The following is an 11738-nucleotide window of genomic DNA, read 5'->3' as shown; positions in this document are numbered from 1 at the left end:
ATCAAAATTTCCTCATTATGTTCTTTTGTATATTAAATGTTCAACACAACCTAATCATAGAAAATTTTTTTATGTATGAAAAAATCAATGTAAGGACTTCTTCTTTATTATCTGAAATGAAGAACGAACCAAATTCAGATTGTTTAATTTCAGGCTCGATGTTGTTGAGTATATCAAGACTTATCAGAGTGCGATTTAGATATAAGATTAAGTTAGAGGGTGTAAAAATTAGGAAGATTCTATTAAAGTTAGATAATTCATCAAAAAATCGCCAATCAATACGATGTAGCCAGTCATTATTTAAGAAATTATCATTAATTTTAAAATCTATATAAATTTCAAAATTCTTATAAGCCAAGGCAGTATCAAAGAAATAACTATTAATCCCACCAATTTTTAACTCAACATTTTTGGCGGATTTAACTACATCTTTAATTTCTAGACTTTGAGTTTATTTAAGTATAAAAAATTAGAGAGTGTTACGAAGTTACTCGAAACACTCTCTATAGTTATTAAAGCTTGATATTATTCCATTCTCAACAAGTCATTAATAGATGTTTTGCTACGCGTTTGTGCGTCAACTTTTTTCACGATTACCGCACAGTAAAGCGAGTGTGAACCGTCTTTACTTGGCAAACTGCCCGACACGACTACCGATCCTGCAGGAATACGGCCGTAACTGATTTCGCCTGTTTCGCGGTCTAGGATTTTGGTTGATTGACCGATATATACGCCCATCGAAATCACCGAGCCTTCCTCAACAATCACACCTTCAACGATTTCTGAGCGCGCACCGATAAAGCAGTTGTCTTCAATGATGGTTGGGTTGGCTTGTAGCGGCTCAAGGACACCGCCAATGCCGACCCCGCCTGATAGATGCACGTTTTTACCGATTTGGGCGCATGAACCCACTGTCGCCCACGTATCGACCATTGTGCCTTCATCGACATAGGCGCCGATATTGACGTAAGATGGCATCAAGATAGCGCCTTTGGCAATGTATGAGCCTTTACGCGCGACGGCAGGTGGCACCACGCGCACGCCCGCTTTGGCAAATTGTTCATCGCCCCAGTCTGAAAATTTGGTTTCGACTTTATCAAAGAACTGCAGGTCACGACCGCCATTCATGATGCGGTTGTCGTTCAGACGAAAGGATAATAATACCGCTTTTTTGACCCATTGGTTGACGATCCATTCACCGTCTTTTTTCTCTGCCACACGCAAGGTACCCGCATCGAGCTGGGCGAGCACATCATTGACGGCAGCACGCACATCGTCGGTGGCGTCATTGGGGTTGAAGTTGGCACGGTTTTCAAACGCATCTTCAATAATCTGTTGTAATGACATAATTTTTTCCTACAATCCAAAAAAAGGTAGGTCATTGTCGCTAATTTTATTTTGTTTGGCAAATATTAATACGTCATTTTGGCAAGTTTTCATGAGTAGCTAGCTTTGAGGTGTTGTAAAATCAAGGTACGTATTAAAAGGCATGTATTAAATAGCTTAAAAAGCATGGGTTAAATAGCCGTCATTAAATGAATCAGCGCAGGGCCAAAAAACACCATAAATAACCCTGCCAATACCATCGTCAGACTGGCAATCACGCCTTCGCTTTCATGGCGCTGACTGGCTCTTGCAGTACCAAAACCATGTGACGCATTACCCAATGCCACGCCGTGGGCAAGATGAAAACGGATTTTTGACCAGGCCAGTACCATATCGCCAATCACCATGCCGACCACCCCTGTAATTAAGGTAAATAGCGAGACGAGCGCCGCTGAACCATGAATCTGCTGCGCCAAATCAATCGCAAATGGGGTAGAGATTGACCGTGCCATCAAGCTGTAGGTGAGGGTGGCATCAAATTTAAACACGCGAGAAAACACCATGATGCTAGCAATACCCACCAACATACCCACCACAATCGACACCGCAAGCACGGCAGCATAGCGGTAAATCAATTGACGATACTGATAAATCGGTATGGCAAAGGCCACGGTTGCAGGGCCCAATAACTCAACAATCCAAGCGGTATCGGCAAAATAGGTTTGGTAAGAAATCCCAAACACAATCATCAATACAATCGTTACCGTCGCCACCGTGATGGCAGGATTGAGCCAAAATTTTGGGAAACGGGCATACACCCGCTTTGCTAAAATATACGCCAAGATAGTCCAAAGTAAACAGCCGATAGAGATAATATTCATAGTAAATTACGATTGGTATGATTAATGATTAATAGTATATGAGTCTTGATAAGTTTGATTAGTGATGGGCATGGTGCGTGCGGCGATACAACGCGCGTTTCACACGATTGCCTAGTATAAAAGTGAGAGCAGAGCTGAGCATCACCAGTGCCGTACTTACGACAATGGTAATCATCAGCTGCCAACCTTTAGCAAAAAATAACTGCTGATATTGGGTAATCGACATCATCAGCGGAATAAATAACAGCACCAACTCGCCCAAGATAAATTTCGCGCCGACATTGACCCAGTCGAGTTTAATGACCCCAGTCAATAGTAATCCCAGCATCAAAAACAGCCCCACAATGCCAGATGACATAGGAAGGTTGAATAATTTTTTGAGGATGTCAGCTAAGCCCCATACCACACCAATGAGGGCGATTTGCAGTAAAATTTTGACCAGTGGCTTTTGTAACATAGGGTCTATTCTATGGGATAGCAGTTTATGAGGTAACAGTTTATGGGGGAAAATCTGCTGAAAAGTTGGAAGATTCATAGCGCGTTTCATGGTAAACAAGTCATCAACAATTGAGATATCTAGTATAAAAAACCCATTAACAAAAAATATGAATAATATTTTTAAAATTATGCGTAAAATCTATAAAGCTATTTTGGGCAGTTCAGAAATATGATGACCTTAAAACAACTTCAATGCTTTATCACTGTGGTGAAGACCGGCGGCTTTTCTCATGCTGCCGATACATTGAGTTTGACGCAGCCAACCGTCACCAAAGCCATTTCCAATTTGGAAGATACGCTGGGCGTGGCGCTTTTTGATAAGCAACTGATGAGCCGCAAGCGGGACATTGCGCTGACCGAAATTGGTGCATTGGTATATGAGCAGGCGCAGACGGTGTTACAACAAGTCGGCTACCTTGAGCAGACGGTGACACAATATCAGCACATGGATCGCGGGCAGCTGCGGCTAGGGTTGTCACCGCTCGGGGGTGAGTTGTTGAGCGATGCGATTTTTGAGTTTTATCAATCCTATCGCCATATTGAGCTGTCTTTGCTAGAAGATGGCGCAGAGTCGTTAAAACAAGCCTTGCTCGATGATACGCTTGATGTGTGTACCTTGATGCAACCGATTGAAGAGGACTTTGATTGTATCCCAGTATGCGATTATCCCATTATGATGGTGGCACACCGGCAGCATATGGGCCATACCATCAAACAAGTGACTTTAAAATCCTTAAAAAATGCGTCGTTAATGTTGTTTGCGTCCCATTCGTCATTTACCTCAATGATTGTCGAAGAGTGCCAAAAACTCGGCTTCGAACCCAATATCGTTTGCCACACCAACCAATGGCAACTACTGACAACTTTGTTGAAAAAAAACATGGGGGTGACGCTATTGCCCAAATATTACACCGATAAACTCGATGACAAACAGCTGGTTTGCCTGCCGCTTGTCCAGCCCAATTTGACTTGGCAAATGGTGGTGGCATGGCGAAAACACCGACCGTTGACCCCAGCGATGCAAGCTTGGTTAAATGTAGTACAGCGCCAAGCTGATAATAAAATTTAATGGGAAAGTTTAATCGACAAGCTATAAACATTTGATAAACTTTCTTATCGCACCGTGTTACGGCTTTGTGTTACAGCCTTGTATTATAGACCCGTGTGTTAATGCTTTTTGATATATGGAATTTACCAAATGGCGTTAGACACCGCAAAATCACTGACGTAAAATCATTCAACAATACCTCAAAAAAAGGGAATACTTATGCTACAACAACCTGATGATCACTACACCGCACCCGCCAACCTTGGCACAGCGGTATATGCCAACAATGCCGATGCTATTGGTAACACGCCGCTGGTGCATCTTAATCATATCATGCCACAGGGGGTGACCGTACTTGCCAAAATCGAAAGCCGTAACCCGGCGTTTTCGGTTAAATGCCGAATCGGTGCGGGCATGGTGCAAGCCGCCGAGCAAGCAGGGCTATTAAAGCCAGGTATGCAAATCATCGAGCCCACCAGCGGTAACACGGGGATTGCGTTGGCGTTTGTGGCAGCAGCCAAAGGGTATAAAATCACGCTGACCATGCCCGCCTCGATGAGTATGGAGCGCCGTAAAGTGCTGGCGGCGTTGGGCGCACACTTGGTGCTCACTGAACCTTCGCTAGGTATGAAAGGCGCGGTGGAAGCTGCGCAAGAAATCCATGACAACCATCCTGGCGAATACTTTTTGCCGCAACAATTTGATAACCCTGCCAACCCAGACACCCATGTCAAAACCACCGCACCTGAGATTTTTAATGCCACCGCGGGTAAGGTCGATGCACTAGTGGCAGGCGTGGGTACAGGCGGGACGATTTCGGGTATCGCCCGTTATTTTAAACAAATAAAAAATCAGCCGCTTTATACCGTCGCGGTTGAACCTGCGGAATCACCGATTATTACCCAGACGCGTGAAGGTAAACCCATCACCCCAGGTCCGCATAAAATCCAAGGGATTGGCGCCAACTTTATCCCAAAAAATCTTGCGCTTGATTTGCTTGATGAAGTCATCACGGTAACTGGCGATGATGCGATTGCATGGGCAAGACGGGCGATGACCCAAGAAGGTATTTTATGTGGTATCTCTTGCGGTGCAGCGCTGCAGGCGACGTATCAACTAGCAAGCCGCCCTGAGATGCAAGGCAAAACCATTGTAGTTATTCTGCCAGACAGTGGTGAGCGTTATTTAACGAGTGTGCTATTTGATGGTATCTTCACTGGCGAAAACTTTAATTAACAAGCTTTCATGAACGATAAAAAGGGCTTTAGTTAGCCCTTTTTTAATTTATTTTTACTTTATTTTTTAATTTAAAATATCTATAAAATCATCGGTTGAATAACCCAAATATTGTCATCAACCCATGACCTATAAAGAATAATCCACAATAAATAGCCTAAGCGAGTTTTTCAATCATTGTCACTCATTTCTTTTCAAGTCGTTTTTATTACTGACTTATTTTTGTTGCCAAGCCATTTTTAAGCGTTTTTGCTGACGTAATAAACGCGTCCCTAACAGTAGTGACGCCAATCCCAGCGCTGCAACCAGCGCGATCCAAAATCCTTTAGCCCCCATATCGGTATGGCGCACCAAATAGGTACCCAGCGGAATCGCCACCACCCAATAGCAAAACAAGGTGATAAACATCGGCACTGTGGTATCTTGCATACCGCGCAAAATCCCCGCAAAATTGACCTGCCAGGCGTCAAACAACTGATACACGGTGGCAAACCATAACAACAGCGCGGCTTGCTGGATCACTTGCGGGTTTTCACTAAAGAAAGTTGGCAGGGTTTGCCGAAAAATGGCAGTTAACAACATGCTAATCACCGCAAATGACGTAGCTACAGCAATGCCGATGAGCTTGATGCGTTTAAGCTCTCGGTAATCTTTGGCGCCATAGCGATTTGACACCATGATGGTGAGCGCCATCGCGACTGAGAAAGGGAACATAAATAACTGCGATGAAATCGTCAACGCGACCTGATGGCTTGCCACCGCGATTTCACCCAGTGGGCTGATGATAATGGAAGCTAGACTAAAGGCGCTTACTTCAAAAAAAATCGACATACCAATGGGAATGCCAATTGATAATTGCTGACGCAACTGAGCAAAATTCATACCGGCAAAATTGGCAAAAAACCGTTGATTGGCAAAATCTGACTGGGGGCTTAAAGTCAAATAGCTTACCAACATCAGTAAATTTATCCATAACGCAATCCCAGAGGCAAAACCACAGCCCGCACCGCCCATGGCAGGAATCAGCACAGTTTTGCCTAGGGTGACGCCATGAATAAACGCATAGCTGAGCGGCACATTTAAAATCAAACCAATCAGGCTAATCACCATGACCACGGTGGGATGTTTTAAGCTTTCGGTGTAGCAGCGCAGCGAGGTATATAGACAGACCGCAGGAAACCCAAAAGAAATACCAAACAAGAATTTTTGCGCGATATGCTGAATATCCTTCGGTACCTTCATCCAATCAAACAAATAATGCAGCTGATTAACCGCCACAAACCCTATAATACCGATGATAAGCGCCAGCCAAAGCGATTGTTGGGTGATAAACGGCACTTTTTGTAGTTGCTGTTGACCAATCGCTTCCCCAATCAATGGCGTGGTGGCAAGCAAAATACCAACCGCCAGCAAAAACGTGGGCATCCAAATACCCGCGCCGATTGCCACGCCCGATAAATCTAGCGCGGAGACTTGACCAGCGAGTAAGGTATCCACCAAGGCAAGCCCTGACTGGCAAATCTGGGTGATTAAAATAGGTAAGGTTAAGACAAATAATTGTTTTAAGTCTTGACGAGCAATAGCTGACAGCATGTAATGACCAAATATTCGTTGAAAATTCAATAAAGGCGGCAGTTTAACAGATTTTGCGGCATGATTTTTTATTGTTTAATTTATTGTTTAACAGGTTAGCAAATTAACAGGTCAAAAAAAGTTAGCGTTTGATTGTGATAGCGTCAACATAAAAAAGCCTTTATCAAATGTCGCCACAATTTGATAAAGGCTTTTTTACAACAATAGCTTTTAAAGCGCTTTAATCATGGCTTGATAGCCTGTGAGTTTATTAGTCGCATCAAAGGTCTGTACCACAAACGCATAATTGGCTTTGGTGGCATCCACAAAGGGGGTAAAAGTAGTGCCATAGGTTAATTGGTTGGTGCGTACAAAACCCATACCGCGGTCAGTGGCTTTATCCAAGTTGATTTGGGTGACAAGCGTGCGAGCGGTGTTGGCAGGCGCAGTCCAATTGAGGTTTAGGGTACTACCTGTCCCCGTAAGATTAACGCCTAAATTGCCGATAGTAGCGGTGAGGGGCAATACTTTAAAATCGCCATCGCCGCCTAAGGTATAGTTGACATCACAGCCGTCTTTATTGTCAGATAATTGTTTGCCAAAATCGACACCCATCTCATAACTATATTGACCATCCCAATAATCCTGATTGCTATTATAATCGCCATTAAATGGCATGCCCGCCACAGAGGTTTTTAATTCGTCAAACTGTAAAAATTTAAGAACCGTATTATCAAGCTTTGCTGCTGGGTCGAGTGTACCAGACAGCACACCACCCATCTTTTGGTCAGTTTTAATAGCGTTTTTTTCTGTGGTTAAGGTGTTTGGGTCTTGGCAAGTTTTTTGTTGATAGCTCATTTGACCATACACCGAGGCGGCATAATCATTGCCAATATCAAAATACACCACGCCCAGGTCGCTATCATTGGGCTCGTTGTCGTTGTCTTCTACAAAATAGCCAACATACAACCCCCCTTTACCGCCTTCTGGGGTGATTTTGTCCAAAAAATTATCTAAGCTGTCTTCGGGCAAAAAGATACTTTGTAAAATCTCTGCCATGCTTTTTTCTTTATTGGTTAATTTATCCTCGACTTTTTTGTAGGCATCGCGGACATCCGTTGCAATGTTTTTATAACTCTCATTGGCATCGTTTAGGGCATTGTCGACAGTCTCACTACCTGAGCCACCACACGCAGATAGGGCGATGGTGAACGCAGTTAGCATGCCTATTTTATAAAACGCTTTTTTACAAGGCGCTTGGGTATATGACATGATGACAATCCTTCCTTGATAATAGATGAAATAGCAATAACTAATAGCGATAAATTATTAAATAAAATCAAAATAAAAGTTTGGGGCTATGCTACCATTGTTATTTTTTAAAGTATAGCCAAATAGTAACGATTATCATCAAAAAATTATTGGCTATAGCGTGTTAAATTATCAATCAAATGAATTAGTTACTGATTAATGCCAAATCCAAACCTTATCCCTTTGTCGCTCTATATCCATATTCCTTGGTGTGTTAAAAAATGCCCGTATTGTGATTTTAACTCACATGAAAGCCGTACACCGATTGATTTTGTAGGCTATGTTGATGCCTTATTAGACGATTTAAAAACCCAGCTAAGCTTTGTACAAGGGCGCAAGATTTCCACCATTTTTATTGGGGGCGGTACGCCATCGCTGCTGCCGATTGCGCAATATCGGCAGCTTTTTGCGGGCATCAATGCCCAGTTAACACTGACGCACGATTGTGAAATCACCATGGAAGCCAATCCTGCTACCGTGGAGCATGCGCCATTTCATGAATATTTAGCGGTGGGTATCAATCGGTTGTCGCTTGGCGTACAAAGTTTTCAAACCCAAAAACTTGCTGCCTTGGGGCGGATTCATAACCCGCAGCAGGCCATTTCAGCTGTTCAAAACGCCCAGCAAGCAGGGTTCAAAAAGCTCAATGTCGACTTAATGCATGGCTTGCCCAACCAGACATTGGCAGATGCCCTGAGCGATTTGCAGCAAGCGATTGATTTGGGCGTTTCGCATATTTCGTGGTATCAGCTCACCATTGAGCCCAATACTGTGTTTTATCGCAATACGCCGATTTTGCCCGATGACGAGATATTGGTGGATATTTTTGAGCAAGGCGCTCAGCTTTTGCAAGCCAATGGATTTGTACAATATGAAGTGTCCGCATGGTCAAGGCAGGTAGATTTTCAGCCCAGTCAGCATAATCTCAACTATTGGCAGTTTGGCGATTATCTGGCGATTGGGGCAGGCGCGCATGGTAAAGTCACGCGGTCTGATGGCATTTACCGGTTTAGTAAATCTCGCTTACCAAAAGATTATAGGGTTAATCAGTCGGCGATAGGTTGGCAAGCCATCGAGCCGTCTGATTTACCGTTTGAATTTATGATGAATGGGCTGCGGCTAAAAAATGGCGTGCCCAAACAGTTTTGGACACAGAGAACAGGCTTGGCATGGTCAGTCATTGAGCCGCAATTGATAAAACTACACAATCGTGGTTTGGTTGAGTTAAGCGGTGACCATATCCACTGCACAGCGCAAGGGTTTTTATTTTTAAACCAAGTGTTGCAAGAATTTTTACCCGATGACTAACGCTTCGACTGCACATTTGATTGAATTTATGCGCCGCAGCCTTATTTAAGCGTCAATCAATTAAAAAAAGAGAGTGATATGTTTACCGATACCCATGCGCACCTAAACCGTTTGGACTTAGAAAAATATCAAGGTGATATCCGTCAAGCCTTACAAGCCGCAAAGGATGCCAATGTGCAGCGGATTATGGCGATTATGTGTGAGCTGGATGAATACGATGCTATTTATGAGATTATCAATACGAAAATTGACGGGCTAACGTTGGGGATGAGTGTGGGCGTGCATCCCTGCGAAGACATTGCTATGCTAAAAAGTGCCACAGTTGAGACACTCGTTGAAATGGCAAATCAGCCGCATGTTTGGGCGATTGGCGAGACGGGGCTAGATTATTATTGGTCAACAGAAAACAGCATAGAGCAAAAAGCCAGCTTTGCCCGCCATATCCATGCCAGTCAGCACCTAAAAAAACCCATTATCGTCCATACCCGTGAGGCGAAACACGATACATTGGATTTATTAAAAGCAGAAAAAGCCGAGCATGGCATTATTCATTGCTTTACAGAAGATTATGAGACCGCCAAAAAAGCCTTGGACTTGGGTTTTTATATATCTTTATCAGGGATTGTGACCTTTAAAAACGCCACTGAATTACAAGCAGTAGCGAAAAAACTGCCTAAAGATCGCATTTTGATTGAAACCGACAGCCCTTATCTTGCGCCAGTGCCCAAACGCGGCAAATCTAACGAGCCTGCTTTTGTACCCTATGTGGCGGATTTTCTCGCCAAGCATTATGACATGCCAGTGGATGAGTTCGCGCACTTAACCCATCAAAATTTTGACGCATTATTACATCAATATGCTTAAAAATAGTTAACGAAATCTTTATACTTTATTAAGTAGGTAATAAAATTTATGTGATAAAACATTTGGCAATGACTCATCAGTCATGTATCATACGTAACAACCTTGCTCCTATGTTACTAAGCGAGGTTATTAAGCTGGGTTAATAAGCGGGCATTTTTTTATCATTTAACAGTTGTGCGTAGATGGGTTGATGTAACGGGTCTCGTCAACAATAGGGGCTACTAGAACAGACTGATGGAGTAATCAATGAGTCGTCAACAACAATTCAAAAATCGTGAAGAAGTGATATTAGCAGTTGCCGAGCAGTTGCTATTAGAGTCTGGGGAAGGCGATATCACCCTAGATAGTTTAGCCGAGCAGCTAGACCTAGCCAAAGGTACGCTATACAAGCATTTTACCAGCAAAGATGAATTGTTTTTACGCATCATTATCCGTCATGAGCAGCAACTACTTGCGCTCAGTGAAGTCGGCGATTGTCCTGCCGCAGGTGTGGCACGTCTTACGCTGTTTCAACTGATTAATCCGCAAAAAGCCATATTACTCAACCAAATCGAAGAGCGCTTAGCCAATTCTGCCGTAGGGCTTAATAAGCTTTTTTCGCAGTTGTATGAAATTCGCCGTGAACGCATGAAGCGATTAATCAATACCACGGCTGAATACCTGCAATCGCTACACAGTACCATGAGTACCCGAGACTATCTGTCAACCATTTGGGCGATGGGTCAAGGCGGTGCAGGACTGCTGAATTCTAGTTTTTACCAACGCTATCTCGGTCGCCGCGATACTTTACGTTTTGCCTTGGTTCAGCATATTTTAGACATTCCCAAGCAATACCCTGCTGCGGTACAATCATTCGATGCGCCTACTGGGGCGAGTCAATCAAACGCTGCTACTCATACAGCAAATTCACAGACTGAGTCAAACTTGACGCCGCGCAATGTCAAATAGTAAATATCAAAGAATACTAGTTAACTATCATCACCCCCGGTTAAGCTTTATAAACTATCCCTGTTTTGTCTGAGTGCATGACGATGCGATTGCTGTTTGGTCGGTCTTGTAAAACTTTCACTCCCGCACCCAGTGCGATGGGTCGGCAACAAGGTTTTACCTTAATCGAAATCATGGTGGTCATTGTCATTTTATCTATTTTTGCTGGGATGATGAGCCTATCGGTGGGGGGTAGCGAAAATCGCAGAAACACGGCATTTTATGAGCGTCTGACCAGTAATCTTGATTATGTACGCCTGTTATCAACAGAACGCATGCAGCCCTATGGGCTGGCAATCAAACTGCCGCAAAATGACGCGCCCAATCAGCTGGTGGTGGTTAAATTAGAAAATGCCTATGCTAGCGCTCAAGCCGCTCTTCGCTCTGCCAACACCGCCATAACCTCACAACCTGCGCCACCCCAATGGGTGATAGAAAAACAAATCCCACCGCTGGATGTGCCAGACAACCTTGACGTCAAAATCCGCCCACTGGATAACCCATTTAACACCACCACTGCCCAGAATACCCAACCCACCGCCAACTGGTTAAGCGGCAGCGAAGCACCGCCTGTGGTGTGGTTTGGGACAGGCGAGGCGACACCCGTGCAAATCAGCATCCAAAAAACCAATGCTGACAAACAAACCTTTGCGGTTGGCAATCCCATCATCGTCAACCAAGCTGGGGCAATCGAGGTGGCAAAATGA

General features: G+C 43.8%; 11 protein-coding genes. 6 read left to right on the top strand and 5 right to left on the bottom strand.

The genetic code is table 11. The annotated features are described in order from the left end of the window. Positions 1-525 precede the first annotated feature (525 nt). From dapD to RT034_RS08810, 3 genes are all read right to left on the bottom strand, one after another. Positions 526-1347 (bottom strand): 2,3,4,5-tetrahydropyridine-2,6-dicarboxylate N-succinyltransferase, encoded by an 822-nt coding sequence (gene dapD / locus RT034_RS08820; RefSeq protein WP_313016024.1) that lies wholly within the window; start codon positions 1345-1347, stop codon positions 526-528. A 170-nt stretch (positions 1348-1517) separates the two neighbouring features. Then, positions 1518-2207, bottom strand: a complete 690-nt coding sequence (locus tag RT034_RS08815; protein WP_313016023.1) for an LrgB family protein — start codon at positions 2205-2207, stop codon at positions 1518-1520. Between the two features lie 58 nt (positions 2208-2265). Next, on the bottom strand, positions 2266-2742 hold the full coding sequence (locus tag RT034_RS08810) for a CidA/LrgA family protein (RefSeq protein WP_313016022.1): 477 nt from the start codon (positions 2740-2742) through the stop codon (positions 2266-2268). A gap of 132 nt (positions 2743-2874) precedes the next feature. On the opposite strand from RT034_RS08810, the gene RT034_RS08805 reads away from it, so the two are divergent. Next, complete coding sequence (locus tag RT034_RS08805; RefSeq protein WP_313016021.1) at positions 2875-3774, top strand: LysR family transcriptional regulator; 900 nt, start codon at positions 2875-2877, stop codon at positions 3772-3774. A 198-nt stretch (positions 3775-3972) separates the two neighbouring features. After that, positions 3973-4989 (top strand): cysteine synthase A, encoded by a 1017-nt coding sequence (gene cysK / locus RT034_RS08800; protein ID WP_313016020.1) that lies wholly within the window; start codon positions 3973-3975, stop codon positions 4987-4989. A 216-nt stretch (positions 4990-5205) separates the two neighbouring features. On the opposite strand, the gene RT034_RS08795 is transcribed toward cysK, so the two are convergent. Both RT034_RS08795 and RT034_RS08790 read right to left on the bottom strand, forming a co-directional pair. Beyond that, positions 5206-6582, bottom strand: a complete 1377-nt coding sequence (locus RT034_RS08795; protein WP_313016019.1) for an MATE family efflux transporter — start codon at positions 6580-6582, stop codon at positions 5206-5208. Between the two features lie 210 nt (positions 6583-6792). Next, positions 6793-7833 (bottom strand): hypothetical protein, encoded by a 1041-nt coding sequence (locus tag RT034_RS08790; protein WP_313016018.1) that lies wholly within the window; start codon positions 7831-7833, stop codon positions 6793-6795. A gap of 198 nt (positions 7834-8031) precedes the next feature. On the opposite strand from RT034_RS08790, the gene hemW reads away from it, so the two are divergent. From hemW to RT034_RS08770, 4 genes are all read left to right on the top strand, one after another. Further along, entirely contained in the window at positions 8032-9180 is a 1149-nt protein-coding gene (gene hemW, locus RT034_RS08785; protein ID WP_313016017.1) for a radical SAM family heme chaperone HemW, read from the top strand. Positions 9181-9258: 78 nt separating this feature from the next. Continuing rightward, the gene (locus RT034_RS08780; protein WP_144917799.1) at positions 9259-10044 is read left to right on the top strand and encodes a TatD family hydrolase; all 786 of its coding nucleotides are present in this window, start codon (positions 9259-9261) and stop codon (positions 10042-10044) included. A gap of 246 nt (positions 10045-10290) precedes the next feature. Continuing rightward, positions 10291-10992, top strand: coding sequence for a TetR/AcrR family transcriptional regulator (locus RT034_RS08775; protein ID WP_313016016.1), 702 nt, complete (start codon positions 10291-10293; stop codon positions 10990-10992). Positions 10993-11075: 83 nt separating this feature from the next. Continuing rightward, on the top strand, positions 11076-11738 hold the full coding sequence (locus RT034_RS08770) for a prepilin-type N-terminal cleavage/methylation domain-containing protein (RefSeq protein WP_313016015.1): 663 nt from the start codon (positions 11076-11078) through the stop codon (positions 11736-11738).

Source organism: Moraxella sp. CTOTU48841, from assembly GCF_032061225.1.
Classification (GTDB): Bacteria; Pseudomonadota; Gammaproteobacteria; order Pseudomonadales; family Moraxellaceae; genus Faucicola; species Faucicola cinerea.
Note: the sequence above shows the minus strand (reverse complement) of the source record. Positions and strands in the feature narration are given on the sequence as shown.